This window comes from Massilia sp. CFBP 13721, from assembly GCF_014842025.1.
Classification (GTDB): Bacteria; Pseudomonadota; Gammaproteobacteria; order Burkholderiales; family Burkholderiaceae_D; genus Telluria.
On the sequence record NZ_JACYUY010000001.1, the window covers coordinates 52,663 to 77,546 of the forward strand.

The 24,884-nt window shown below is 66.3% G+C and carries 23 protein-coding genes; 2 read left to right on the plus strand and 21 right to left on the minus strand.

Features of this window, described 5'->3' with window-relative positions; genetic code table 11:
- Positions 1 to 62 precede the first annotated feature (62 nt).
- The 19 genes from IFT60_RS00235 to IFT60_RS00320 form a co-directional block, all read right to left on the minus strand.
- The gene (locus IFT60_RS00235) at positions 63 to 575 is read right to left on the minus strand and encodes a porin family protein (protein ID WP_192048232.1); all 513 of its coding nucleotides are present in this window, start codon (positions 573 to 575) and stop codon (positions 63 to 65) included.
- A 206-nt stretch (positions 576 to 781) separates the two neighbouring features.
- Positions 782 to 1,384 (minus strand): PEP-CTERM sorting domain-containing protein, encoded by a 603-nt coding sequence (locus IFT60_RS00240; RefSeq protein ID WP_192048234.1) that lies wholly within the window; start codon positions 1,382 to 1,384, stop codon positions 782 to 784.
- A 296-nt stretch (positions 1,385 to 1,680) separates the two neighbouring features.
- Positions 1,681 to 3,078, minus strand: a complete 1,398-nt coding sequence (gene lpdA / locus IFT60_RS00245; RefSeq protein WP_374011007.1) for a dihydrolipoyl dehydrogenase — start codon at positions 3,076 to 3,078, stop codon at positions 1,681 to 1,683.
- Positions 3,079 to 3,094: 16 nt separating this feature from the next.
- Complete coding sequence (locus IFT60_RS00250) at positions 3,095 to 4,495, minus strand: dihydrolipoamide acetyltransferase family protein (RefSeq protein ID WP_192048238.1); 1,401 nt, start codon at positions 4,493 to 4,495, stop codon at positions 3,095 to 3,097.
- A complete protein-coding gene (locus IFT60_RS00255; protein WP_197986171.1) occupies positions 4,496 to 5,512 on the minus strand; it encodes an alpha-ketoacid dehydrogenase subunit beta in 1,017 nt (338 codons plus the stop codon).
- Between the two features lie 61 nt (positions 5,513 to 5,573).
- Positions 5,574 to 6,806: a 3-methyl-2-oxobutanoate dehydrogenase (2-methylpropanoyl-transferring) subunit alpha gene (locus IFT60_RS00260; RefSeq protein ID WP_192048242.1), complete on the minus strand. Its 1,233-nt coding sequence runs from the start codon at positions 6,804 to 6,806 to the stop codon at positions 5,574 to 5,576.
- Between the two features lie 272 nt (positions 6,807 to 7,078).
- Entirely contained in the window at positions 7,079 to 8,479 is a 1,401-nt protein-coding gene (locus tag IFT60_RS00265; RefSeq protein ID WP_192048244.1) for an efflux transporter outer membrane subunit, read from the minus strand.
- Positions 8,476 to 9,756 (minus strand): HlyD family secretion protein, encoded by a 1,281-nt coding sequence (locus tag IFT60_RS00270; RefSeq protein ID WP_192048246.1) that lies wholly within the window; start codon positions 9,754 to 9,756, stop codon positions 8,476 to 8,478. The genes IFT60_RS00265 and IFT60_RS00270 overlap by 4 nt, the downstream gene beginning before the upstream one ends.
- A gap of 6 nt (positions 9,757 to 9,762) precedes the next feature.
- Positions 9,763 to 11,370 (minus strand): MFS transporter, encoded by a 1,608-nt coding sequence (locus IFT60_RS00275; protein ID WP_229510632.1) that lies wholly within the window; start codon positions 11,368 to 11,370, stop codon positions 9,763 to 9,765.
- A 72-nt stretch (positions 11,371 to 11,442) separates the two neighbouring features.
- Positions 11,443 to 11,991 (minus strand): TetR/AcrR family transcriptional regulator, encoded by a 549-nt coding sequence (locus IFT60_RS00280; protein ID WP_192048250.1) that lies wholly within the window; start codon positions 11,989 to 11,991, stop codon positions 11,443 to 11,445.
- Between the two features lie 264 nt (positions 11,992 to 12,255).
- Complete coding sequence (locus IFT60_RS00285; RefSeq protein ID WP_192048253.1) at positions 12,256 to 13,602, minus strand: amino acid permease; 1,347 nt, start codon at positions 13,600 to 13,602, stop codon at positions 12,256 to 12,258.
- A 216-nt stretch (positions 13,603 to 13,818) separates the two neighbouring features.
- Positions 13,819 to 14,247 (minus strand): DUF6691 family protein, encoded by a 429-nt coding sequence (locus IFT60_RS00290; RefSeq protein ID WP_192048255.1) that lies wholly within the window; start codon positions 14,245 to 14,247, stop codon positions 13,819 to 13,821.
- A 9-nt stretch (positions 14,248 to 14,256) separates the two neighbouring features.
- Positions 14,257 to 14,823 (minus strand): YeeE/YedE family protein, encoded by a 567-nt coding sequence (locus IFT60_RS00295; RefSeq protein ID WP_192048257.1) that lies wholly within the window; start codon positions 14,821 to 14,823, stop codon positions 14,257 to 14,259.
- Positions 14,738 to 15,172 carry a TlpA family protein disulfide reductase gene (locus IFT60_RS26380; protein ID WP_374011009.1) on the minus strand — a complete coding sequence of 145 codons (435 nt, stop codon included), beginning with the start codon at positions 15,170 to 15,172 and terminating at the stop codon, positions 14,738 to 14,740. Before IFT60_RS26380 ends, IFT60_RS00295 begins: the two co-directional genes overlap by 86 nt.
- 18 nt (positions 15,173 to 15,190) lie before the next feature.
- A complete protein-coding gene (locus tag IFT60_RS26385; RefSeq protein ID WP_229510615.1) occupies positions 15,191 to 15,550 on the minus strand; it encodes a hypothetical protein in 360 nt (119 codons plus the stop codon).
- Positions 15,551 to 15,616: 66 nt separating this feature from the next.
- Positions 15,617 to 16,966 carry a hemolysin family protein gene (locus IFT60_RS00305; RefSeq protein ID WP_192048259.1) on the minus strand — a complete coding sequence of 450 codons (1,350 nt, stop codon included), beginning with the start codon at positions 16,964 to 16,966 and terminating at the stop codon, positions 15,617 to 15,619.
- Between the two features lie 260 nt (positions 16,967 to 17,226).
- Positions 17,227 to 18,285: an alpha/beta hydrolase gene (locus tag IFT60_RS00310; protein ID WP_192048267.1), complete on the minus strand. Its 1,059-nt coding sequence runs from the start codon at positions 18,283 to 18,285 to the stop codon at positions 17,227 to 17,229.
- 18 nt (positions 18,286 to 18,303) lie between these two features.
- Complete coding sequence (locus IFT60_RS00315) at positions 18,304 to 18,957, minus strand: retron system putative HNH endonuclease (RefSeq protein ID WP_192048269.1); 654 nt, start codon at positions 18,955 to 18,957, stop codon at positions 18,304 to 18,306.
- Positions 18,954 to 20,273, minus strand: a complete 1,320-nt coding sequence (locus IFT60_RS00320) for an AAA family ATPase (RefSeq protein ID WP_192048270.1) — start codon at positions 20,271 to 20,273, stop codon at positions 18,954 to 18,956. The genes IFT60_RS00315 and IFT60_RS00320 overlap by 4 nt, the downstream gene beginning before the upstream one ends.
- Positions 20,274 to 20,523: 250 nt before the next feature.
- Here IFT60_RS00320 and IFT60_RS00325 point away from each other — a divergent pair, with 250 nt between their 5' ends.
- Positions 20,524 to 21,492 (plus strand): amidohydrolase family protein, encoded by a 969-nt coding sequence (locus IFT60_RS00325; RefSeq protein ID WP_229510616.1) that lies wholly within the window; start codon positions 20,524 to 20,526, stop codon positions 21,490 to 21,492.
- An 11-nt stretch (positions 21,493 to 21,503) separates the two neighbouring features.
- Here the strand turns inward: IFT60_RS00325 and IFT60_RS00330 are convergent, their stop codons facing one another.
- Positions 21,504 to 21,917, minus strand: a complete 414-nt coding sequence (locus IFT60_RS00330; RefSeq protein WP_192048272.1) for a secondary thiamine-phosphate synthase enzyme YjbQ — start codon at positions 21,915 to 21,917, stop codon at positions 21,504 to 21,506.
- A 10-nt stretch (positions 21,918 to 21,927) separates the two neighbouring features.
- Positions 21,928 to 23,238, minus strand: coding sequence for a homogentisate 1,2-dioxygenase (hmgA, locus tag IFT60_RS00335; protein ID WP_192048274.1), 1,311 nt, complete (start codon positions 23,236 to 23,238; stop codon positions 21,928 to 21,930).
- 305 nt (positions 23,239 to 23,543) lie between these two features.
- On the opposite strand from hmgA, the gene mtoX reads away from it, so the two are divergent.
- Entirely contained in the window at positions 23,544 to 24,881 is a 1,338-nt protein-coding gene (mtoX, locus tag IFT60_RS00340) for a methanethiol oxidase (RefSeq protein WP_192048276.1), read from the plus strand.
- Positions 24,882 to 24,884: the final 3 nt, after the last annotated feature.

Consider the following 24,884-nt stretch of genomic DNA (forward strand, 5'->3'; position numbering starts at 1 on the left):
GGGATGCGGATGCATCCCGGTTTTGGTGCGGCTTCCCGGTTCCGGTGCGGCTTGCCGGTTGCTTAGAAGCGGAAGGCGACGCCGGCCAGGACGCGCGTCACGTCGCTTTCCGGCTTCTGCACTTCCACGCGGCCGTGCACGACCGGGGTGAAGGTGTAGCCCAGGCCGAGGCCGTACAGGGCGTGCGAATCGTGCTCCTTGGCGCTGAAACCGGCCACGCGGGCCTCGGCTTCCAGGCGGTTGTAGCCCAGGCGGCCGTACAGGTCGAAGCCGTTCGACAGCGGCACGCTGCCGATCAGCGACAGGTCGATCTGGTCGACCGTGAGGTCGGTGTTCACGCCGGCATAGCGTACTTCGGTGTCGGCCAGACGGTGGTAGCCGCCTTCGATGGCAATGCCAGGGGTGAATTTGTAGCCGAAGAAGGCACCGTAGCTGCCTTCGCGGTCTGCACCTTTGACCTTGGTCGAGCCGGCGTCGATACCGGCGTAGAACGGCAGCGGCTCGGCGGCGAATGCGGCGCCGGAAGCGGCGAAGGAAGCAAGGACGGCAGCTGCCGCGGCGATTTTCTTGAACATGACTGTGCTCTCTTATCGATGGTGGATAAAGGAGGCCGACAGCGAGGGCGTCGGCCGGCGCGGATTATCGCACGCTTTCCAGAACGACATCTTGAGGCGGGGTTTCGGTGTGGCGCGGCGCCGACAGAGGGAAGAGTCTGCGGGAAAAAAACTGCCCGGCGCTGCGCATGTGCGCAAGGCCGGGCAGGTTCGGTCAAACGGAGAACTTAGTGCACGGCTTTCGCGGCGCGGCGGCGGCGGCCGTAGCCCATCGCCAGGGCGCCCACGCCCAGCAGCAGGGCGCTTGCCGGTTCCGGCACGTCGGTGCCAGGACCCGGATCGACCGGCACGTCGACGTCAGGTTCGAAGGCGATGGTGATGGTGCCGAAGTTCCAGATGCCATCCGGATTCACGGCGCCGTCGTCGAAAGCGTCGTAGAACTCGACGCGCAGGATGCCGTCGGCGCCGACGCTGAACGACAGCCCTTCATCGGCCAGGATGGTGGTCGCGGTATACGAGGCCGTGCCCGCGTTATCGTCTTCGAAGCCTGGCGTGAACAGGACACCGTCGCTCACACCGGAGTCGGTGATGGCGAACGAGATTTCCGACAAATAGCTAGGGCTGAAGGCGGTCACGTTGACCGAATAGCTGACGTTGGTGATGGTCGCATTCGCGCCGACGTTGTACGTGAACACGGGATTGGCTGCGTCGCCGAATTCGCCAATGCTCTGGATGCCAGCCACGTTGATGACGATCGGCGCGGCGAACAGCGAGGAGCAGGCAAAGAACGACAGGCTGGCGAGCAGTTTAGGCAGTGAACTCAGTGACATATAAATCTCCGGTTAGTGTGAACCCTTGTTTATGCAACAACCGTGCCAATAAATAAATACTTTGCTACATCATTGATTCTATTCAGAAAACTTGATGCACGTCAATACTGCCTGGTAACGCCCTGTAAGATTCATCGACAAGTGCGGTCGATATACCAGCGTAATAGCTGGTTTCGATTGCCTTGGCCAATTTCCTGGGGCTGCGCAAGAGGCGGCAGATGCATCGCCGCCTGCGCGGAACATGGACAAGCGGCCGAGCTAAGCCGTCCATGTGCCGCGCCCTGCAGGTATCCCGCTCAGATGTGCAGCGCGTGTCCAAGCGCACGCAGCGCCGCTTCCTGCACCGCTTCGCCCAGCGTCGGGTGCGCGTGGATGGTGCCGCCAACGTCTTCCAGGCGCGCGCCCAGTTCGATCGAGTGGCTGAACGCCGTCGACAGTTCCGAGACGCCGCGTCCGACCGCCTGCCAGCCCAGGATCAGGTGGTTGTCGCGCCGCGCCACCACGCGGACGAAACCGTCCGTCGACTCGATCGTCATCGCGCGCCCGTTCGCCGCGAACGGGAAGTTGGCCGTGATGGCGTCGATGCCGGCCGCTTCCGCTTCGGCCGGCACCATCCCGACCACGACCACTTCCGGATCGGTGAAGCAGACCGCCGGCATGGCGGCCGGCTGGAAGTGGCGCCGTTTGCCGGAGATGATCTCGGCCACCATCTCGCCCTGGGCCATCGCGCGGTGCGCCAGCATCGGTTCGCCGGCCAGGTCGCCGATCGCCCAGACGTTGCGCATCGAGGTGCGGCACTGGTCGTCGATTTTCACGGCGCGGCCGTTCATGTCGAGCTGCAGCGATTCCAGCCCCCAGCCGCCGGCGCGCGGACGGCGCCCGACCGCCACCAGCACGCGGTCGGCGGACAAGACGATCTCTTCGCCGTGCCCGGTTTCGGTGCGTACCCCATCGCCGGCCGCGTTCAGCCCGAGCACTTTCGAACCCAGGCGCAAATCGATGCCCAGTTTTTTCAGGGCCGCGCCCACCGGCTTGGTGAGTTCCGCGTCATAGGCCGGCAGGATGCGATCCGCCGCTTCGATCACGGTGACTTCGGCGCCCAGTTTGCGGTAGGCGGTGCCCAGTTCCAGGCCGATGTAGCCGGCGCCGACCACCACCAGCTGCTTCGGAATGGTCTGCGGCGACAGCGCTTCGGTCGAGGACACCACCATGCCGCCGAAAGGCATGAAGGGCAGTTCGACCGCTTCCGAGCCGGCGGCCAGCAGCAGGTGTTCGCAGCGGATGCGCTGCAGTTCGCCGTCCGCGCCTTTGACTTCGACCGTCTTGCCGTCGAGGATGCGGGCGAAGCCGTTGATCACCTGGACGTCGTTCTTTTTCAGCAGCGCGCCGACGCCGCCGGTCAGGCGCTTGACGATGCCGTCCTTCCAGCCGACGGTGCGGGCGACGTCGATCGAGGGCGCGCTGGCGGAGATGCCGAGCGCGGAGCCACTGGCGTAGTGATTCACCTTCTCGAACTCCTCTGCCGCGTGGATCAGCGCTTTCGAAGGAATGCAGCCAATGTTCAGGCAGGTGCCGCCCAGCTGGCCGGCTTCGACCAGGATGGTCGGGATGCCGAGCTGGCCGGCGCGGATGGCGGCGACATAGCCGCCGGGGCCGCCGCCGATCACCAACAAGGTAGTATTCAATTGGTTCACGATTTGATTCATCTGTTCACTCCACGAACAGGGTTGCCGGGCACTCGAGGTAGCCGCGGATGGTCTGGATGAATTCGGCCGCCACCATGCCGTCGATCACGCGGTGATCGAACGAGGACGACAGGTTCATGGTCTTGCGCGCCACCATGGCGCCGTTCAGGATCACCGGCTTGTCGATGATGCGGTTGACGCCGACGATCGCCACTTCCGGACGGTTGATCACCGGCGTGGTGACGATGCCGCCCAGTGCGCCGAGGCTGGTGATGGTGATGGTGGAACCGGAGAGCTCCTCGCGCAGCGCCTTGCCGCTGCGCGCGGCTTCGGCCAAGCGCGCCACTTCGGCGGCGGCCGACCACGGGTCGCGCGCCTCGGCATTGCGCACCACCGGCACCATCAAACCGGCGTCGGTCTGGGCGGCGATGCCCAGGTGGACCGGGTTGTAGGTGGTGACGATGTTGGCCTCGTCGTCGAAGCGGGCGTTCACCGACGGGTACTTGCGGATCGCCAGCACCACCGCGCGCATGATCAGCGGCAGCAGCGTCAGTTTCGGACGCTGGCCGGCGTAGCGGCTGTTTAACTGCACGCGCAGTGCTTCGAGTTCGGTGACGTCGATTTCCTCGACATAGGTGAAGTGCGGGATGCGGCGCTTGGCTTCCGCCATCTTTTCGGCGATCTTGCGGCGCATGCCGATCACCGGCATCGCCTGTTCGCCCTCCAGCACGGCATAACGGCGGTCGCCCTCGGCGGCTTTCTGCTGGCCGCGCGAGACGTGGGCGTCGAGGTCGGCATGGCTGATGCGGCCGGCCGGACCGGAGCCGGTCACGTATTGCAGTTCGATGCCCATGTCCCAGGCGCGCTGGCGCACGGCGGGGGCGGCCAGCGGCTTTTCGCCCGGAGCGCGGCCGTGGTGGGCGGGAGCCGCGGCATAGGCTTGCGCGGCGTGCGACGATTGCGCCGGCGCGGCCTTGGCCGGCGCAGGCGCCGCCGCGGTTTGCGCGCTGGTCACGCTCGTGACCACGGTTTCCGGCTGCGCCACCGTGATCGGGATGAATTCGTCGACGGTGCCACCGCCGCCGGCACGCGCTGCCGTCGTGCCGGCGCTTTCCGCTGCGGCGACGGCTTCGTTGCGCACTGCCTGCGCCGGCGTCTTGGCGTCGACCTTGAAGTTGCCGGCGCCTTCGACCTCGAGGCGGATCAGTTCCGCGCCCACGGCCATCGCTTCGCCCAGTTTGCCGCCGAGCGAAGTCACGGTGCCGTTCACCGGCGACGGAATCTCGACGGTGGCCTTGTCGGTCATGACGTCGGCCAGCACCTGGTCTTCCTTGACCGTGTCGCCCGGCTTGACGTGCCAGGCCACGACCTCGACTTCGGCGATGCCTTCGCCCAGGTCCGGCATTTTAATGACATGAATACCCATTTACTTCGCCTCCATCGCACGTTTGAAAGCGGCGCCAACACGGTCGGGCCCCGGGAAATACGCCCATTCCTGCGCGTGCGGATACGGGGTGTCCCATCCGGCGACGCGCTCGATCGGCGCTTCCAGGTGATAGAAGCAGTGTTCCTGCACCAGCGAGGCCAGTTCGGCGCCGAAGCCGCTGGTGCGCGTCGCTTCATGCACGACGACGCAGCGGCCGGTCTTTTTCACCGACTCGACGATGGTGTCGAGGTCGAGCGGCCACAGGGTGCGCAGGTCGATGATTTCGGCATCGATGCCGGTTTCCAGCGCTGCCGCTTCCGACACCCAGACCATGGTGCCGTAGGTGATCACGGTGAGGTCGGCGCCGGGGCGGAAAATCGCCGCCTTGTCCAGCGGGACCGTGTAATAGCCTTCCGGGACCTGGCCCATCGGGTGCTTGCCCCAGGACGTGACCGGACGGTCATGGTGGCCGTCGAAGGGGCCGTTGTACAGGCGCTTCGGTTCCAGGAAGATCACCGGATCGTCGTTCTCGATCGAGGCGATGAGCAAGCCCTTCGCGTCATACGGGTTCGACGGCATCACCGTGCGCAGGCCGCAGACGTGGGTGAACATCGCTTCCGGGCTCTGGCTGTGGGTCTGGCCGCCATAGATGCCGCCGCCGCAGGGCATGCGGATCGTCAGCGGGGCGGTGAAGTCGCCCGCCGAGCGGTAGCGCAGGCGCGCCGCTTCGGAGACGATCTGGTCGGACGCCGGATAGAAGTAATCGGCGAACTGGATCTCGATCACGGGACGCAGACCATACGCGCCCATGCCGACCGCCGTGCCGACGATGCCGCCTTCGGAAATCGGCGCGTCGAACACGCGGTTCTTGCCGTACTTCGTCTGCAGGCCGTCGGTGGCGCGGAACACGCCGCCGAAATAGCCGACGTCCTGGCCATAGACGACGACGTTGTCGTCGCGGCCCAGCATGACGTCCATCGCCGAGCGCAGCGCCTGGATCATCGTCATCTGGGTCATTGTCGTACTCTGCGCCGGATTTTTCTCGGCCGGGTTTGCATCATTCTCGTCGCGCGCCATCTCACACTCCCAATTGTTGACGTTGGCGGCGCAGGTGCTCGGGCATGTCCTTATAGACATCCTCGAACATCGACGCCGCGCTCGGGACGCGGCCGTCGGCCAGCGTGCCGTATTGTTCCGCTTCGCGTTGCGCGGCCAGGACTTCGGCTTCCAGGTCGCCCTGGACGCGCGCATGCTCGTCGTCGGACCAGGCACCGATCTTGGTCAGGTGCTGGCGCAGGCGCGCGATCGGATCGCCCAGCGGGAAGCGGGTCCAGTCGTCGGCGGGGCGGTAGCGCGACGGATCGTCGGAGGTGGAGTGCGGGCCGGCGCGGTAGGTCACCCATTCGATCAGCGTCGGTCCGAGGTTGCGCCGGGCGCGCTCGGCGGCCCAGCAGGAAGCCGCGTACACGGCCAGGAAGTCGTTGCCGTCCACGCGCAGCGAAGCGATGCCGCTGCCGACGCCGCGGGCGGCAAAGGTCACGCTCTCGCCGCCGGCGATCGCCTGGAAGGTCGAGATCGCCCACTGGTTGTTGACGACGTTGATGATGCAGGGCGCACGATAGACGTGGGCGAAGGTCAGCGCGGTGTGGAAATCGCTTTCCGCGGTGGCGCCGTCGCCGATCCAGGCCGAAGCGATCTTGGTATCGCCCTTGATCGCCGAAGCCATGGCCCAGCCGACCGCCTGCGGCACTTGCGTGGCCAGGTTACCGGAGATACTGAAGAAGCCTTTTTCCTTGACCGAGTACATGACCGGCAGCTGGCGGCCCTTCATCGGGTCGCGCTCGTTCGAGAGCAGCTGGCAGATCATGTCGACCATCGGGTATTCGCGCGCCATCAGCAGGCTTTGCTGGCGGTAGGTCGGGAAGCACATGTCGCCATCCTTGAGCGCCAGCGCGTGCGCGGTGCCGATGGCTTCCTCGCCGAGCGAGGTCATGTAGAACGACATCTTCTTCTGGCGCTGGCCGATGACCATGCGCGCATCGAAGATGCGGGTCTTCATCATCGTGCGCAGGCCGAAGCGCAGCTTGTCGACGTCGATCTGCGGCGCCCACGGGCCGACGGCATTGCCCTCGTCGTCGAGCACGCGGATCAGGCTGGAGACCAGGTCGGCGGTATCGCCGAACAGGACGTCCACTTCAGGCCGCCGGACGGCGCCGGCGGGACTCATTTGTAGGTATGAAAAATCGGTCTTGCAACCCGGACGGCCGGTTGGCTCCGGAACATGCAGCGACAGAGGGGTACCCTGGCTCATAATGCGCGTTTCCTTTGTAAGGTGATGTGCGGCAGGATGAGATGATAAATCGAGCAAGAGCACGCACGGGCATTGCAGAGAAGTATTTTCGTGCTGCGGTGCGGCATTCTTGAGGGTGCCAGCGCGGGCGCGGATGATCCGAAGTCGCGTATCACGCGTGGACGGAGTCCACCCTACGATAATGTAGGGTGGGCTCTGCCCACGCGGTGATACCTGCCGCTTGTGGATCGAGACGGGGCTGGCGGCCACTTGCTGCGAAGATGTGGGGAACGTCAGCGCTCCGGGCCTACGGCCCACCCACCCCCCAGCGCCCGATACAAGCCAATCACGTTTTCCATCTGTGTGCGCTGCAGCGTAACCAGGTTCAGCTCCACCTGGTACAAATTGCGCTGGGCGTCGAGTTGCTCCAGATACGAGGCATACCCGGCCTGGTAACGGTCGGTGGCATAGCCGAGCGAGCGCGTCAGGATTGCTCGCCGCTGCACCGCGTGGCTCACCTGTTCGGCCAGCCGCGGCACCCCGGCCAGCGCATTCTCGACCTCGGAAAACGCCGTCAGCACCGTGCGCCGGTAGGCAAACGCGGCCTGGTCGCGCTGCGAGGCGGCGGCCTCGACCTGGGCGTTCAGGCGCCCGCCGGAGAACAGCGGCGCCAGCACGCTGCCGCCCAGGCTCCAGACCGTCACCGGGTCGTAGTCGAGCGCATTCACGAACAGGCTGCCCAGCTGGGCGCTGAGCGAGACTTGCGGCAGGAAGGCCTGGCGGCGCACGGCCAGGTTGACGTCGGCGGCGGCCAGCAGCAGTTCGCGCTGGAAGATGTCGGGACGGCGCGCCAGCAGTTGCGAGGGCAGTACGCCCGGCACCGGCGGCAGGCGCAGGGCGGCGAAACCGGCGCCGTGCGCCGTGTCGTCCAATACGTCTCCGGGCAGGTCGCCGGCCAGCAGGCGCAGCGCGTTTTCCTGGCGCCGTACGGCCAGTTCGAGTTCGGGGATCGCGCCCAGCACCGACTGGTATTCGGATTGCGCCTGGGTCAGCTGCAACTGCGAGATATAGCCGACGCGGGCCTGGTCCTGGGCCAGGCGCAGCGCTTCGGCGCGCGAGGCCACCGTTTCGCGCGTGATGAACAGCTGGGCGTCGAGCGCGAGCAGGGCGACGTAGTTCTGGGCCGTGGAGGCGGCCACCGACAGCGCGGCCGCAGCGCGCTCGGCCTGGGTCGCCTGGTATTGCAGGTTGGCGGCGCGGACCTGGTTGCGGATGCGGCCGAACAGGTCGAGCTCCCAGTTGGCCGTCAAATTCGGCTGGATGACGCGGCTAGTGCTGATGCCGGTCGCTTCCAGCGCGCGCCCGGTTTGCAGGCCGATCGCGCCGTTCAGGGCCGGCAGGCGCGCGCTTTCGGCCAACTCCGCCTGGGCGCGCGCCTCGTCGATGCGCGCCACCGCGATCAGGACGTCGCTGTTGCGCGCCAGCGCGGCTTCGACCAGGCTGGCCAGCGCCGGATCGCCGAAAGCGCGCCACCAGTGCGGGTCGACCGTCGCTGCGCCGGCGGCCGGTTCGCGCCAGGCGGCAGGCGGCGCGACCTGCGCCGCCGCGGGCGCGGCGCGGTAGGCCGGCAGGCAGCCGCCGAGGGTGGCCGCACCAAGGGCGGCAAGCGCGGTGTTGAATGCGCGCCGCCTCATTGGGCAACCCCGCGGGCAACCCCGCCGGCGCCGCCGTTCTCGCCTGCGCCCTCGCGCGCGGCTGCGCCGGTATCCACTTCCGCCGTCACCGACATGCCCGGCCGCAGCCGTTTGGCCAGTTCCTGGTTGGCGTCGATGGCGATCCGGATCGGCAGGCGCTGTACGACCTTGGTGAAATTGCCGGACGCATTGTCGGGGCGCAGCACCGAGAATTCGGAACCGGTGGCCGGCGCGATCTGTTCGACGTGGCCGGTGAGGGTGGCGCCCTCGAAGGCGTCGACCGCCAGCGTGGCCGGCTGGCCGACGCGCATGCGCCAGGTCTGGCCTTCCTTGAAGTTGGCGACCACCCACAAGGTGTCGGGCACCAGGAACAGCAGCTGGGAGCCGGCGGTGACGTACTGGCCGGGGCGTACCGTCGATTCGCTTACCTGGCCGTCGCGCGGCGCCCGGATCACGGTGTTGGCCAGGTCGATCCTGGCCAGCGCCACCTGGGCCTCGGCCATGCGCACCTGCGCTTCCAGGCCGCCGCGCGAGACGGTCGTGCCTTTCACGCGCTGCTGCGAGATCTCGATCTCGGCCTGGGCCTTGAGCACATTCGCCGCTGCCAGGCGCGCCGAGGTGCGCACGCGATCGCGTTCGCTCAGCGACACCGATCCGCGTTCGGCCAGCTCGTCGACCCGGGCCTGCTCGGCGCGGGCGCGCGCCGCCTCGGCTTGCGCCGCCACCAGGTTGGCGCGCGCGGAACCGACGGTGGCCGTGTTCTGGGCCTGGGTCTGCTCGGCGTTGTTGAGCTGGGCCGTGGCATTCGCGACCTGGCCCTCGGCCGCGCGTACCCGTTCAGTATAGATACGGTCGTCGATGCGCAGCAGTTCCTGGCCGGCCTTGACGTACTGGAAGTCCCTGACCAGCACTTCGGTCACGTAGCCATTGACCTGGGGCGCCAGCACGGTGATCGCGCCGCGCACGTAGGCGTTGTCGGTACTCACGCGCGTGCTGTTGAAGGGACCGAGGCGCCAGGCCCACAGGATGAGGGCGATGCCGACGGCGGCGATGACGACCATGATGCCGATCGAGGCGGGCGTCGCCTTGATCTTCTTCGGTGGCGGCGCGGGCTGGGCCGGCTGTGCCGCGGGAGCCGGCTGCGCTGGCTGTGCCGCCTGAGCGGGTGGCGCGGCCAATGCAGCCGGCGGCGTGCCGTCGTCCGCGTCGCCGGGGGCGGGCGGATTCGCTTCGAGGTCCGCGGTTTCGTCGGGAGTAGGTGGTCGTGGAGCGTTCATACGGATTCAAGCCTTATTGACTGCGGTGGCGACTGGTGCTGCTGGGGTGGGACTGAGTGCGGCGGCTGCGCGCCGGTCGCGCAGCGCGGCGCGCACCGCCACGAACAGCGACCAGAACAGGAACAGCAGGGCCAGCACACCGGAGAGGGCAAAGACGTCGTTAAAGGCGCGCACGTTCGCTTCGCGCCGCGTGATCTGGGCCAGCAGGCTCGCTCCCTGCGCCGCGCGCAGGACCGGGTCGGCGATAGTGCCGCGGTAGATCCCGGCTTGCAGCTGCAGGCGCTGGGCGACGAGCGGATCGGCGGGGTTCAGTTGCGAGACCAGGTCGGTGGAATACACTTGTTCGCGGTGCAGCTGATAGGTGCTGAGCAGGGCCGAGCCGGTCATCGCCCCGAGCGTCTGCGTCATCGACAGCACCACCGTGAAGGTAATCACGTAGTTCGCGCCGAATTTCAGGGCCTGGGTGATCCCCAGCAGCACCAGCGGCCCGAGGAACATGCCGCCGCCGACGGCGACCAGGAACTGGCTGAAATAAAAGTCCTGCGGCCGGTCCAGGCTGGTGCGGCCGTAGTCGATGGCGGCGGCCACGCCGAACAGGACGATGGCGACGATGATCTGCGGGATCAGCGTCTTCGGGCTGAACGTGATCGAGCTGGCGGCGATGCCGCACACGGTGCCGACCAGGATCACGGCGAACAGCGGCTGCATCTGGTCCGGGCCCATGCCGAGCGCGCGCAGGAAGCCAACCGCGCCGAAGGTCTGCTCGGAAGTGAGGAAGCGGATCAGGAAGGCGCCGACGATAAAGCGCAGCATGGTCGGCGTGGCCAGCCAGCGGGTCTGGATCAGCGGGTTCTCGCGGTGGTGTTCGAGGTAGAGGGCGGCGCCGAGCAGGACCAGGGCGCCGATCAGCAGCCAGGCCAGCCAGGGCTCGTCGAACCACCACTGCGAATAGCCCTGGGCCAGCACGGCCACCAGCATCGCGGCGCCCGGCGCCATCAGGGCAAAAGTAATGAAGTCGCGCTGTTCGAACACCTTGATGTGCATGCCGGGCGGGAGTTTCAGCATCACCACCGCCGCCAGCGAACACAGCGCCAGGCCGGCCTCGAACAGGTACAGGTTGTGCCACTGGCCATAGACCAGCAGCGTGGGCGAGAGCAGCCAGGCCAGCGGCGTGGCCAGCTGCGGGATGCCGACCCCGAGCACCACCATTTTGCCGGTGTAGGCGCGCGGCGCGGCCTGCAGCATGTAGAGCATCGACAGCGTGGTGGCCGCGGCGCCGGCAAAGCCACTCACCGCGCGCACCGCGACCGCCATGCCGAAGCCACCGACGAGGAGATGCAGCACGGTGACGGCGGCGTACAGCGCCAGCCCGATCTCGGCGAACAGGCGCATCCCGTACTGCTGGCGGAATTTGAATACCAGCAGGTTGACCGTGATGTTGACCATCACGTAGGCGGCCGGCAGCCAGGTTGCTTCCGAGGGCGTCAGGCCGAGCTGGCCCTGGATGGTGGGCAGGTTGGCCGAGACCAGCGCGTTGCCCAGGCCGCCGGTGATGCCGACCAGCAGCGCCACCAGCGCGTACGCCAGGCGCACGGCCGGCGTATGGTAGGGCATCGAGGGCGAACCAGGCAGGCCTGGCTTTTCGTGTTCTTCCCAGTCCGGTGTCGGTTTCAGCAGCTGGACCACTTATCGACCCCGCTCCCTTGTTGCCAGGCCGCCATGCAACAGGTCGAGCGCGCGCCGTACCAGTGTGCGGCGCTGGGCCGGCGTCGCTCCGCGCAATGCGGCGCCGAGCATGCCGCAGACCAGCACCAGGTCGGCCGGGCGCAGGTCGGCGCGGCAGGTGTTACGGGCCAGCGCCGCGGCGAGCGGCGCCCGGAACAGCCGCGCCAGCCGTTCGCGCGCGCTCTTCGCCGCCGGATGCCCGGGCTCGAGCGCGCGCCAGTAGTCGGCCAGTGCCGGCGCGCCCACCAGGTCGAGGCCGACCTGCTCGACCAGCGCGAACAGGTCCTGGCCCTTGGCCGCCCTTTCCAGGCCGGCGAGGGTGCGTTCGAACAGCGCCTCGACCAGCGCCGCGCGGTCGGGAAAATTGCGGTACAGCGTGGCGCGCCCGACGCCGGCGCGCGTCACCACCAGGTCGAGCGGGGCCGTGATGCCGCGTTCGGCGAAGACGGCATCGGCGGCATCGAGGATCTGGTCGCGCCGCAGCGCGGCGTCGGAGCGCAATAGGGTCATGGTTGTGGACACCGTTGTCCGGTTGGTTTGAACCATGATACTGCGATGCGCCACGAGCGAGCGCACGGACGGGGAAGGGAGCGATTGATCAGCGTCGCCGGTGCATGGATACGTGCGTAACGCGTGGACTCAGGAGCGGATCGCCGCCCGGCCCACCCTACGGATTTCGTATGATCTCGCCGCTAGCGCCACCCCTAGGATGGGCACTCGTGCCCATGCGGATCAAGAAGACCGATAACCGCCCACGCAACAGCGCCACCAACGTCAGCGCGCCAAATGCCGCTGCCGCAAAGCATACCCCACACACAACACCAGCAGCCACACCGGAATCAGGTACACCGACACCCGCAACCCCGGCGTCATGTACATCACCACCGTGATCCCCGCCAGGAAGGCGAGGCACAGCCAGTTCGACAGCGGATGCAGGAGGCTCGGAAACTGCGTAGGCGCCCCGGCCCGGGCCTTGCGAAAGCGCAGGTGCACGATCGAGATCGTGGCCCAGTTGATGATCAGGCCCGACACCGCCAGCCCCATCATCATTCCGAACGCCTCGCGCGGCAGGAAATAGTTGACCGCGATGCAGGCGGCCGTCACCAGCGAGGACACGCCCAGCGCCGCCAGCGGTACGCCGCTGCTGGTGACGTTCATCAGGAAGCGCGGCGCGTTGCCCTGCGCGGCCAGGCCGTACAGCATGCGCGTGTTGGCGTAGACGCCGCTGTTGTAGACCGATAGCGCGGCGGTCAGCACGACGATGTTCAATACCGTGGCGACAGCCGGGCTGTCGAGCGCCGCGAAGATCAGCACGAAGGGGCTGCCGCCGCTGGCCACTTTCTGCCACGGGAACAGCGACAGCAGGACGAACAGGGCGCCGATATAAAAGATCAGCACGCGCCACAGCGCCTGGTTGGTGGCGCGCGGGATCGAGCGCGCCGGGTCGTCGGCTTCGGCCGCGGTGATGCCGATCAGTTCCAGCCCGCCGAAGGAAAACATGATCACGGCCATCGCCATCACCATCCCGCCGATGCCGTTCGGGAAGAAGCCGCCGTGTTGCCACAGGTTGGCCACGCCCGCGTCCGGCCCGGCCATGCCGGAGACGAGCAGGTAGCCGCCGAACAGGATCATGCCGATCACGGCCACCACCTTGATCACCGCGAACCAGAATTCGAGCTCGCCGAAAGCCTTGACGTTGAGCAGGCTGAAGGAATTGATGATGACGAAAAAGACCAGCGCCGAGACCCAGGTCGGCACCTCGGGGAACCAGTATTGGACGTAAATGCCGGCACCCGACAGTTCTGCCATCGTCACCAGGATGTACATAACCCAGTAATTCCAGCCGGCGATGTAGCCCGCCATGTGGCCGCCGTATTTGTCGGCGAAATAGCTGACCGAGCCGGCGACCGGTTCCTCGACCACCAGTTCGGCCAGTTGGCGCATGATCAGGAAGGCGACCACGCCGGCGATGCCGTAGCCGAGCAGCACCGCCGGCCCGGCCATCTGGATGGTTTGCGCAATGCCGAGGAAAAGCCCGGTGCCGATGGCGCCGCCGAGGGCGATCAGCTGGATGTGCCGGCTCTTGAGGCCGCGATGGAGTTGTTGCGTCGGTTCTGACATTGCCGCTGCCCGGTGTGCAAAAGTCAATGATTCTAATGCATCCGGGCAAAGCAAGGGAATGGAATGTCCGTATGCCGGTGGCTGCGGCATGCGGTAGGGTGGGCGCCCCCGGGCCGACGCGTAAACGTCGCAATGCGTTGGCTTCGTTTTACGAAAGACCCTGCCAACACGGTGCTGGCTTCACGCGTGGGCACAGGGCGCCCACCCTACGAACCGTCATGCCGCGCGGCGCGACCCGATCCGCTCGAACAGCGCGAACAGCCCCATCCCCGCCACCATCGCCGCCACGAACAACAGCGGTGCGAGCAGTCCGGTGCCAAGCGAGGCCAGCGCCGGCCCCGGGCAGAAGCCGGCCAGGCCCCAGCCGACGCCAAAGATTACGCTGCCCAGCGCCAGGCGGCGGTCGATCGCGCCGCCCGCGGGCAGGCGCATTGGCGCTCCCAGCAGCGCCGTGCGGCGCGACCGCGCCAGGCGAAAGCCCATCGCGGCAACCACGGTGGCGCCGCCCATCGTGCACAGCAGCGACGGGTCCCAGGCGCCGGCCAGGTCGAGAAAGGCGAGCACCTTGCCCGGATCGGTGAGTCCGGACAGGATCAAGCCGATCCCGAACAGCAGGCCGATGGCAAAGGCGGCGGCGAGAACCATGACATGTCCTCAGCCGCCTGCATGGCGCATCAGGTACACGGTGACGAAGCCGACCGCGACGAACGCGCAGGTGGCCACGATCGAACGCGGCGACAGCCGCGCCATCCCGCACACGCCATGGCCGCTGGTGCAGCCGCTACCATAGCGGGTGCCGATGCCGACCAGCAGGCCGGCTGCGACCAGCATGCCGTGGCCGACCTCGATGTGCAGCACCGGCAGCGGCCGCACGGCCGACCAGGCCAGCGGCGCGAGCATGAGGCCGAGCAGGAACAGTGCGCGCCAGGCGGCGTCGCCGCGGCTGGGCGGCAGCAGCCCGCCAAGGATGCCGCTGATGCCGGCGACGCGGCCGTTGAACAGGATCAGCAGCGCGGCGGCGAGGCCGATCAGCATGCCCCCAAACAGCGCGGTCCAGGGCGTGAAATGGATCCAGTCGATGGTCATGAATGCCTCCTCGCTGTTTGACCGCGCGCGCGGCCCGAGGTGCGGCCTTTCAGTGTGCGGCGCGCAGCCGCGCCACCTGCTCGTCCACGGCCGCGCGCGACAGCTCGCCCATGTGGCGTCCCGCCAGCATGCCATGGCGGTCGTAGAACAGGGTAGTCGGATAGCCGACAGCGTCCATCGCCCGTGCCGCCGCGCGCGTCCGGTCGAGCAGGACATTCTGCGGCGCCAGGCCGGCGTCGCTCAGATAGCGCTGGACGGTGGCGGCATCCTCGCCCGTGTTCACGAAGACAAAGGCGACGTCCGGGTTGGCCACCTGCGCCGCGACCAAGGCCGGCATCTCTCTCCGGCAGGGTGGGCACCAGGTCGCCCACAGGTTGACGACCAGCGGGTGCCCCTTGAACCCGTCCAGCGCCACCGCGCCGCCGTCGAGCTGCTGCAGGGTGAGGGCGGGCAGGGGAACGTTGGCCGGCTGGCCGGCATGGATGGCGAGCGTGGCGCCGCCTCAGACCAGCAGGCCGGCCAATGCCGAGGTGACAAGGGAACGCCGCAACCCCGGGTGGCGCCGTAGCTGCTCGAGCCCGACCGCGCAGGCCGCCAGCAGGCCGGCCGTGGCGACGAAGCCGCCGTCGCGGATGTCGAGCATGGACAGCGGCGCCGCGGCATAGGTATCCCAGTGCTTGAGCACGAAGGCGGCGCGCGCGGCGAGGAAGCCCCACAGCGTCATCTGCCACAGCGCGTTGGAGGCATCGACGCCGCGCCGCCGCTGCCACAGCCAGGCGACGCCGTTCGCGCCCAGCAGCGCGGCGAGGGGCGCCAGCACGCGCAGCGGCAGGACCAGCGGTCCAAAATTAATGGCATCCATGTCGAGTTACCCTGTCGGCGAATCCGCCGTAGAGCGGGAGATTAGCTCAACAATATTAATGCGAGATCAAGCGTCGCCCCGGACCCCATCCTCTTCATGTTCAGTCGGCGGCGCCGGCGGCACGTGGGTCACCAGCAGCTGGTCGATGCGGTTGCCGTCCATGTCCATCACCTCGAAGCAGTAGTCGCCCCAGTGCGTGGTTTCGGCGATCTTCGGGATGTAGCCGAGCTGGTAGAGCATGAAGCCGGCCAGCGTGTGGTAGGCGCCGGCTTCCTCGCCCGGAAAGCGCAGGGTGGTACCCATCACGTCGCGGAAGCGCTCAAGCGCCACGCCGCCATCGAGCAGCCAGCTGCCGTCGTCGCGCTGCACGGCGTCGTTCTCGCCTTCCTCGCCGATCACCGAGACGTCGCCCACCAGCGCGCTCATCACGTCGGTGAGGGTGACCATGCCCTGGATGTCGCCGTACTCGTCGACGATGAGCGCGATCTCGGCCTTGTTCTTCTTGAACAGTTCGAGCAGGGCCATGGCGCTGACCGAGTCGGGCACGTACAGGATCTCCTGCACGGCCGCTTCGATGTCGATGGCGTCGATCGTGCGCGCGCGCACGGCTTGGGCCAGCAGGTCGCGGCAATGCACGAAGCCGATGATGCGCGAGCGGTCGCCGCGGCAGACCGGCATGCGGCTGTACGGACTGCAGGCGATGCGCGCCAGGTTGTCTGCGCGCGGGATGTCGAGGTCGACCAGCACGAGGTCGACGCGCGGCGTCATCAGCGCTTTCAGGTGCTGGTCGTCCAGGCGCAGCGCGCGCGAGACGATGTCGTACTCGGTCTTTTCGAACACGCCGGCGTCGGTGCTCTCCTTGATCATGCCGGTGATGTCTTCCTCGGTCGGCGCCGCTTCCTTGTGGCGGCCGATGCCGAGCAGGCGCACGATCGCCTCGGTGGCGAAGGCCAGGATCTTGACGAACGGCGACATCACGGTCGAGAGCATGCGCAGCGGCGGCGCGATCAGCGTCGCCATCGCTTCCGGATAGGCCATCGCGATGCGCTTCGGGACCAGTTCGCCGAGGATGATCGAGGCGAAGGTGATGCAGACCACGACCAGGCCGAGCGACGCCTGGTAGGCGTAGGGCGCGAGCAGCGGGATCTGTTCCAGCTCCGGCTTCAGGTGCGCAACCAGCGAGGCTTCGCCGAAGGCGCCGTTGAAGATGCTGATCAGGGTGATGCCGACTTGGACCGTGGAGAGGAAGTTGCTCGGTTCGTCAGCCAGGTCGAGTGCGGCACGCGCGCCGCGGCTGCCCTCGATGGCGGACTTCTCCAGCCGCATCCGTTTGGCCGAGACCAGCGCCAGTTCCGACATCGCGAATACGCCGTTGAGCAGGATCAGGAAGAGGATGATCAGGATGTCGGTCAGCATAAGGGAAAAGCAGTTCTCCAGCGGCTGGCCGGGCCGGTGCCGGGGCGCCGCTTGTGGGACCTGAGGGACCTGCAGCGCCTGGTTCGATAGTTAAATGCCATCATCGCACGAGCCTGCGAGCGGCCCTCGCACTGGAGACTTGCGGGCTTGTTGCCATGCACATCGGCCGAACCGCGTAGCTTCGGGAAAGAATGCCCAGACCGTAGGGTGGGCGGCACACATGCCTGCGCCCCCCAACTGAGGAGGCAGAGCCGCCCACCCTACATGTCTGCGCATTCGTTCCCGGTACGATCGGCTACACCGACCGGCATCGGAACGCGTCCGGTCCGCGCATTCCACGCCGCGATACGCTCGCCCAGCCACGCATGCGTGCGCGCCGGCACGCTGGTCGCCAGCGGCGTCGGAAAGTGGAGGAAGCCATGCGGTGCCTCGGGCAGGAGGTGCAGCTCGACTGCAGCTGCATTGGCCACCCCGCGCCAGCGCGCCGCCATCTGCAGCGTGTCGTCGCGCAGTGGATCGCGCGCGCCGGCAAACATCAGCGCCGGCGGCATGCCGGCCAGGTCGCCGTAGAGGGGCGAGCGCGGCGCCTGCCGCCGTTGTTCGTCGTTGCAATCCGGCGTGAGCATGCGCAGCGCATCGACCATGCCGGGGCCGTCGAGCACCAGGGTCGCCGGCCCGGCCTGGCGCACGCTAGGGCTGCCGCCGAGGTCGTAGACGCCGTAGTACAGCACCGCCCCGGCAATGCGCGCCAGCAGCTGCGGCGTGCTTTTCAGCCGCAGCAGCACCGTGGCCGCCAGGTGCGCGCCGGCCGATTCGCCCAGGATGAACGCCGGCAGGCCGTCGAAGTCCGCCCGGCCGGCCCCGAGCAGCCAGCGCGCAGCGGCCAGGCAGTCGTCCATCGCCTCCTGCAGGCTGCGGTCGGCGAGGTGCGGCCGCACCAGCCGGTAGTCGACCGACACGACCGCCACCCGGCAAGCCTCGACCAGCGCCGCGTTGTGCAGGTCGTCCATGCGCGCATTGCCGATCACCCAGCCGCCGCCATGGATGTCGAGCACCACGGCGCCGACCGGGCCGGTCCCGGCCGGACGCAACACCCGCAGCGGCACATGCAGGCCGTCACAGGTGGCGACATGCCGTTCGACCCGGATGCCGCGGCGCGCCAGCCTGCGGTCGGCGCCGAGCTGGGACAGGCGCAGCAACGCCTGGCCGAGCACCGGCGTGAAGCGGTTACGCATCTTGAAGCGCGGCAGGCGTGCCAGTGTAGTGTTGAAGCGGCGGACCTGCTGCAGGGCGGTGTCGTCGATATGCAAGGTCGTCATGTGTCGGTATCGTCTGCCTCAGAGCGGACGGCCAGCCAACTGCTCGGCAAACCTGGCCAGAACATGGCCGAAATCTTCAAGCGCGCTATTGGCATCGGGTGTACGGAACGCGCTGGCCAACCGTTGCAGCTCGTCGTCGGTTGCGGATGCGAGAAAGTCGGTGTCGAAGACGGCGGCGAGCACAGCCTGGCGCCGGGTTTGCACGAACGCGATGTCGAGCCGAAGCAGGTCGCGCATGTAAACAGCCGCTGCATCCTCCCCATCCGATGCGAGGATCGCCCCGTCGAGCGCATACATGAAACGTCGTTCGCACTGCGGATCCAGGGCCGAGATATGCATGGCCTCGTCGAAACCGCTTCCTTTCGCGTGGCCGCAATGAAGCGGTGCCCCCGGCCTGGTCTCGCGGATGCATGAAGCGTGCAGATTTGTAAAGTCGAGCGCCAGGTGCGGGTAGTTTTCCTGGAGCCTGAAATGCTCGATGTGGCTGGTTTCCAGCGAAATGCTTCGGCCGCAGTAACAGCAGACGCGGGCCTGCTCATCGAGCAAAGCGTGATGCAGTATTTTCTTTTGCGGATTCTGCAAATTGCTATAGGAGGGCACCCGGGACGCGTTCCCGGCGGATTTCCACGCCTCGAACGGCGCCGGGGAAGCCCGTTTGGCGACGTGCTTCATCTACCCAGCACCTCTTTTCGCCGCAACAAGGCCTCGGCTCCGGCAAGCTCCGGAATGCCGGGCGCGTCCGACTTGAGAAGTTCGATCTCGCGCCGGGCAACGTCGATCTCGTTGCGCTCAAGTGCTTCGAACAGGGCGGAGAGTCTCTTATCGACACTCTCCGTACGCGCATCGGCGCCCATGATTTCTTCCAGAATCTGGCTCGAGTCGAGGCCGTAGCTGACCTGGGGATGCACCGTTCCGTGCGGTCTCAGCAGGATAATCTCGTCCGGGTGCAGTTCGCCCAATACTTGCGGGGAATGGCTGGCGACGATGAATTGAATCGCCGGGAAGGCCCGCTTGAGTCCTTGCGTCAGCAGACGCTGCCAGCGCGGGTGCAGGTGCATGTCGAGTTCATCGATCAGCACGACGCCGTTCGTCTTCGTTGTCGCTTCCAGGCCGAGCTGCGGATTCAGTAAGCAGATTCGGCGTGCGATGTCGGCGATGAGACCGATGACGGCGCGCTGCCCGTGACTCAGGTTTTGGAAACTGGTCGAATCGCGTGGGCCTTCGTTAGTGGCCTGCCATTCCACCAGCAAGCTTTTCTGTTTCAGGTCGTATTTCAGTCCCTTTATGCCTTCAACCGCTTCTTGCAATGCGCGATTGACCATTGCCAGCTCGTCGTCCTTAATATCGTCGAAAGCAATACCGGTTTCCGACGATATCTGGAAGCGCTCCAGGCATTTGGCGATTACCCAGCCTTGTAGGGCAGACGAATCGTTGGACGCATCCCACCAGCGACTGTAACCATCGGCCCGGCTGTGACGGGACGTGGCCGCGCTGAGTTCGTTTGGCTGCGGCTGATTCCATTGACGAGTCGCCCGGTAAAAAGCAATCAATGGGAGTGTAACTGTATTTCCCGAATCATCACTCGGATTTAAGCCCTTAAGCGTCTTAGCGAGAACATTACTTGGAGAGTCTCCTGAATAATCCGGATAGGTATCCGGAGCTGACTTACTTATCGCCCAGTTACACACGGTCCCTAAAACTATGCCTCTAGCCGCTACGCAGACCGGATACTGTGGTTCAAACCGGACGCGGCCATTGACTGTTTCGGCCTTTATCCTAGCGATATCAGGGTCGCTAAACACTAGATGATATCCAGAGCTCGACGGAGTATTAATCAGCAAAGCAGAAAGCGCATCACACAGACTGTTTAATACCGATGTCTTGCCACTTCCGTTCGATCCGACGATAACATTAAACCTCTGCTCAAAATCGAGCGTCAAGTCTTCATGACCACGGTAATTCGTCAGCCGTATTTGCTCGATCCTCATGGCTTCATCCTCTCCGTGACGGTTTTACTCCGGAAAGCGGCACATACGCCGCTTGAATGAGGTCTGCTGGATGCGTTGAACATGGTTGGACAGTGAATCCCGGTGATGATCTGCCGAGCCGGCGCTGATCTGTTGCTAACTTCGAAATAAGTGATCATGATAGACGACAATCAGCCGCAGCGACAATCCAGCCCATCCTGGTTGTATTCGTTACCTGTCCGTCAGCTATATGCAAATATAAGGAGCAACGATGATCAAGCAAATGCGTTATGCCGTCCTGGCCGCCAGCTTGCTCGTCAACGCAGGCGCGCACGCCCAGTCCACCCCCGCCATCGACTACCACCAGCACGTCTTCAGCGACGACATCATCACGCTGCTCGGTCCCGACGCCGGCCTCAAACCGCTGCCGGCAAAGCAGGTGATCGCGCTGCTCGACGCCGCCGGCATCCGCAAGGCGGTGCTGCTCTCGACCGCCTATATGTATGGCAGCCCGCAGCGCAAGCTCGACGATGAATATGCGAAGGTGCGCCGCGAAAACGACTGGACGGCGGGGCAGGCGGCGCAGTATCCCGAACGCCTGATCGCCTTTTGCGGCGTCAATCCACTCAAGGAGTACGCGCTCGACGAAATCCGTCGCTGCGCCGGCACCCCTGGCCTGAAGCACGGTATCAAGCTGCACTTCGGGAATTCGGACGTGCAGCTCGAGCAGCCGGCGCACGTGGCGCGCCTGGCCGAGGTGTTCGCGGCGGCCGACCGCGCCGGCATGGCAATCCTGGTGCACATGCGCGCCAGCATCCGCAACAAGCGGCCCTACGGCGCGGCCGAGGCGCAGGCCTTCCTCGACAAGGTCTTGCCGGCGGCGCCGCACGTGACGGTGCAGGTGGCGCACCTGGCCGGCACCGGCCCCGGCTTCGAGGACCCGCCTTCGCGCGCCGTGCTGGCAACCCTGGCCGCGGCGATGGAACGGCGCCAGCCGGCCACGCGCAACCTGTGGTTCGACGTCGCCTCGATCGCGCAGGACGACACCACGCCCGAGGCGGCGGCGCTGCTGGTGCAACGCCTGCGCCAGATCGGCCTGGACCGGGTGCTGTACGGCACCGACGCGGCGCAGGGAGCGAACCTGCGTCCCAAGGAAGCCTGGGCGGCGTTTCGCAAGTTGCCGCTGACTGCGGCCGAGCTGGAGCAGGTGGCGCGCAACGCCCCGCCATATTTCAAGTAGAGGCGAGGCGGTCAGCCGAGGACGGTAACGACCACCGTGCGCCGGTGCGGCGCCGTTCGGTGCTCCCACAGGTAAATTCCCTGCCAGGTTCCCAGCAACATACGTCCGCCGCCGATGGGCACGGTAATGCCGGTATCGGTCAGCACGTTGCGCGCATGCGCCGCCATGTCATCCGGTCCCTCGTCATTGTGGCGGTAAGCCGGATCGCCATCCGGCGCCAGGCGCCCCATGACGGTCTCGAGGTCGCGCCGCACGTCGGGGTCGGCGTTCTCGGTGATCGTCAGCGAGCAGCTGGTGTGCTGGACGAACACCTGCACCAGGCCGCAGGCGACGCCGGCGGCGGCAACCACCTCGGCCACTGCGCGCGTGATGTCTTGCGTGCCCCGTCCGCGCGTCTGGAAGGTCAATATCGCCTGGTGTGCCATGGCCTGTCCCTTACGGCGTCTGCCGGAAGTGCTTGCGGATGCCGGCCCAGCAATCCTGGTAGCCGCCTTGCAGTTGCGGCGACGCCAGCGCGTGCGCGGTCGGGCACAGCACGTGTTTGGTCTCGAACATGAAGGCCATGGTGTCCTGCACCTTGCCCGGCTGGCTGGTGTCGGCGTTGCTGGCCCTGTCGAAGGTGGCAGCGTCGGGGCCGTGGCCGCTCATGCAATTGTGCAGGCTGGCGCCGCCGGGGACGAAGCCTTCGGCCTTGGCGTCGTAGGCGCCATGTACCAGGCCCATGAATTCGCTGGCGACGTTGCGGTGGAACCAGGGCGGACGGAAGGTGTCTTCGCCGACCAGCCAGCGCGGCGGGAAGATGACGAAGTCGAGCGTGTCGACGCCGGGCGAATCGCTCGGCGCCTGCAGCACCAGGAAGATCGACGGATCGGGGTGGTCGTAGCTGATCGAGCCGATGGTGTTGAAATGGCGCAGGTCGTATTTATAGGGCGCGTAATTGCCGTGCCAGGCGACCACGTCCAGCGGCGAGTGCTGGATGCTCGCCGCCCACAGGTTGCCGCAGAACTTGGCGACCAGCTGGAAGTCGCCCTCGCGCTCTTCGTAACGGGCCGTTGGCGTGAGGAAGTCGCGCGGGTTGGCCAGGCCGTTCGAGCCGATCGGGCCCAGGTCGGGCAGGCGCAGCAGGGCGCCGAAGTTTTCGCAAATGTAGCCGCGTGCTGCGCCGTCCGGCAGGCGCACCTGGAAGCGGATGCCGCGCGGGATCACGGCGATTTCCTGCGGTTCCAGCTCGATCGTACCCAGTTCGGTGGCGATTTCCAGGCGCCCCTGTTGCGGCACGACCAGCAGTTCGCCGTCGGCCGAATAAAAGAAGCGGTCGGTCATCGAGCGGTTGGCGGCGTACAGGTGGATCGCGCAGCCGCTCATGCTTTCGGCCGAGCCGTTGCCGGCCATGGTGACCCAGCCATCGATGAAATCGGTTGGCGTATCAGGCAGCGGCAGCGGACTCCAGCGCATCTGGTTCGGCGGCGGCGCGCCCTGATCGAACTTGCCGACGATGCGCCCGCTGTCGATTTGCGTGAAATTGCCGTGCATGGCCGCCGGGCGGATGCGGTACAGCCAGGAACGGCGGTTGTGGCCGCGCGGGGCGGTGAATGCCGTGCCCGAGATCTGCTCGGCATACAGGCCGTAGGCCACGCGCTGCGGCGAATTGCGGTGCGCGGGCAGGGCGCCGGGCAGGGCTTCGGTGGCGAATTCGTTGCCGAAGCCGGACTGGTAGCGCAGTTCGGTACCGATGTGCTGGGTCATGCGGGTCTCCTGTGAAGGGGGCTTGTTCTTTATCCAGCACTGTAAGTCAGTCGCGCATGTTTTACGACATGAATAGATGAATTTTGTCTATTTACAATGTAAATAGTGGCCATGCGGACTCGTTGCTACGAGCCGCTGTGGAAGGCAATTGTTGCGTAAACGCCATGAGACTGTAGCGCATAGGCAGCAGGCGGCAAGGATTGCCAACGTTTGCACTGGCAGGCGTATGCTTGTCCTGTTGCTGCCGGCGCGCCTGGCAAGCTTGCCCGCGCGTCGAACCAAATGGCTTCCGACAGGAGTTCAACATGCGACCACATCAATTTGCACGCGCGGCGACCGCCGCCGCCATCGTGCTTGGCCTCGGCGGGCTCGCCAGTGCCGACGAAACCTGCAATTCCCCCTATATGTCGAGCCTGATCAAGGGGCAGGAAGATTACCTGTACGTATGGACGCTGGGCGTGCAGGGCATGGGCGACGGCTCCGACAAGCTGGTCACGCTCGACGCCAACCCCAAGTCGCCGAAGTTCGGCCAGGTGCTGACCCAGGTCTCGGTGGGCGGGCGCGGCGAGGCCCACCATGCCGGTTTCACCGACGACCGCCGCTTCCTCTGGGCCGGCGGACTCGACGACAGCAAGATCTACATTTTCGACATCCATACCGATCCCGCCAAGCCGCGCCTGGTCAATACGATTGCCGACTTCGAAAAGCGCACCGGCCTGGTCGGCCCGCACACCTTTTACGCGATGCCGGGCCGGATGCTGATCGGAGCACTGTCGAATGCCAGGGATGGCGGCGGCGCCACCGGCATGGCCCTGTACAACAACAAGGGCGAGTTCATCCGAAAATACGCCATGCCGACTGGTTCCGCATTGAAGGGCGGCGACGGCTATGGCTACGACCTGGCCATCAATCCGGCCCGCAACGCGATGCTCAGTTCCAGTTTCACCGGCAAGAAGAACTACATGACCCCGCTGGGCAGCCTGGTCAAGGACGCGGGCGCGATGAAGCAGTTCGGCAATACGATGGTGATGTGGAACCTGAAATCGATGCAGCCGGAACAGGTGTTGAGCGTGCCGGGTGCGCCGCTGGAAATCCGCTGGTCGCTCGCCGGCGGCGACGACTGGGCGATCACCGCAACCGCGCTCACCTCGAAGCTGTGGCTGGTGAAAAAGGACGCCAAGGGCCAGTGGCAGGCGCGCGACGTCGCCACCATCGGCGACCCGGCCAAGACGCCACTGCCGGTCGACATTTCGATGCGCGCCGACGGCAAGGGTCTCTGGGTGAATACCTTCATGGACGGCACCACCCGTTATTTCGACATCAGCAACCCGGAAGCGCCGCGCCAGACCTATGCGAAAAAAACCGGGTCCCAGGTCAACATGCTGTCGCAAAGCTGGGACGGCAAGCGGCTCTACGTCAGTTCGTCGCTGCTGGCCAACTGGGACAAGGCCGGGGCGGACAACGAGCAGTTCGTCAAGCTGTTTGCCTGGGATGGCAAGGCGCTGAACGAACAATGGAAAGTCGACTTTTACAAGCTCAAGCTGGGCCGGCCGCACCACATGAAATTCGGCGCCCGCAGCGGGCAGCAGGCTGCCTACGGCCCTGTGCATGGTACCGAGTCAGGACGGCTGGCAGGGCGGTGAGAG

Excerpts from the sequence above, each read along its gene's own strand:
- IFT60_RS00235 (WP_192048232.1), bottom strand. The coding sequence starts at position 575 with ATGTTCAAGAAAATCGCCGCGGCAGCTGCCGTCCTTGCTTCCTTCGCC.
- IFT60_RS00240 (WP_192048234.1), bottom strand. The coding sequence starts at position 1,384 with ATGTCACTGAGTTCACTGCCTAAACTGCTCGCCAGCCTGTCGTTCTTT.
- IFT60_RS00250 (WP_192048238.1), bottom strand. The coding sequence starts at position 4,495 with ATGGGTATTCATGTCATTAAAATGCCGGACCTGGGCGAAGGCATCGCC.
- IFT60_RS00255 (WP_197986171.1), bottom strand. The coding sequence starts at position 5,512 with ATGACCCAGATGACGATGATCCAGGCGCTGCGCTCGGCGATGGACGTC.
- IFT60_RS00260 (WP_192048242.1), bottom strand. The coding sequence starts at position 6,806 with ATGAGCCAGGGTACCCCTCTGTCGCTGCATGTTCCGGAGCCAACCGGC.
- IFT60_RS00265 (WP_192048244.1), bottom strand. The coding sequence starts at position 8,479 with ATGAGGCGGCGCGCATTCAACACCGCGCTTGCCGCCCTTGGTGCGGCC.
- IFT60_RS00270 (WP_192048246.1), bottom strand. The coding sequence starts at position 9,756 with ATGAACGCTCCACGACCACCTACTCCCGACGAAACCGCGGACCTCGAA.
- IFT60_RS00275 (WP_229510632.1), bottom strand. The coding sequence starts at position 11,370 with ATGCCCTACCATACGCCGGCCGTGCGCCTGGCGTACGCGCTGGTGGCG.
- IFT60_RS00280 (WP_192048250.1), bottom strand. The coding sequence starts at position 11,991 with ATGACCCTATTGCGCTCCGACGCCGCGCTGCGGCGCGACCAGATCCTC.
- IFT60_RS00285 (WP_192048253.1), bottom strand. The coding sequence starts at position 13,602 with ATGTCAGAACCGACGCAACAACTCCATCGCGGCCTCAAGAGCCGGCAC.
- IFT60_RS00290 (WP_192048255.1), bottom strand. The coding sequence starts at position 14,247 with ATGGTTCTCGCCGCCGCCTTTGCCATCGGCCTGCTGTTCGGGATCGGC.
- IFT60_RS00295 (WP_192048257.1), bottom strand. The coding sequence starts at position 14,823 with ATGGCATGCTGGCGGGACGCCACATGGGCGAGCTGTCGCGCGCGGCCG.
- IFT60_RS26385 (WP_229510615.1), bottom strand. The coding sequence starts at position 15,550 with ATGGATGCCATTAATTTTGGACCGCTGGTCCTGCCGCTGCGCGTGCTG.
- IFT60_RS00305 (WP_192048259.1), bottom strand. The coding sequence starts at position 16,966 with ATGCTGACCGACATCCTGATCATCCTCTTCCTGATCCTGCTCAACGGC.
- IFT60_RS00310 (WP_192048267.1), bottom strand. The coding sequence starts at position 18,285 with ATGACGACCTTGCATATCGACGACACCGCCCTGCAGCAGGTCCGCCGC.
- IFT60_RS00315 (WP_192048269.1), bottom strand. The coding sequence starts at position 18,957 with ATGAAGCACGTCGCCAAACGGGCTTCCCCGGCGCCGTTCGAGGCGTGG.
- IFT60_RS00320 (WP_192048270.1), bottom strand. The coding sequence starts at position 20,273 with ATGAGGATCGAGCAAATACGGCTGACGAATTACCGTGGTCATGAAGAC.
- IFT60_RS00325 (WP_229510616.1), top strand. The coding sequence starts at position 20,524 with ATGATCAAGCAAATGCGTTATGCCGTCCTGGCCGCCAGCTTGCTCGTC.
- IFT60_RS00330 (WP_192048272.1), bottom strand. The coding sequence starts at position 21,917 with ATGGCACACCAGGCGATATTGACCTTCCAGACGCGCGGACGGGGCACG.
- hmgA (WP_192048274.1), bottom strand. The coding sequence starts at position 23,238 with ATGACCCAGCACATCGGTACCGAACTGCGCTACCAGTCCGGCTTCGGC.
- mtoX (WP_192048276.1), top strand. The coding sequence starts at position 23,544 with ATGCGACCACATCAATTTGCACGCGCGGCGACCGCCGCCGCCATCGTG.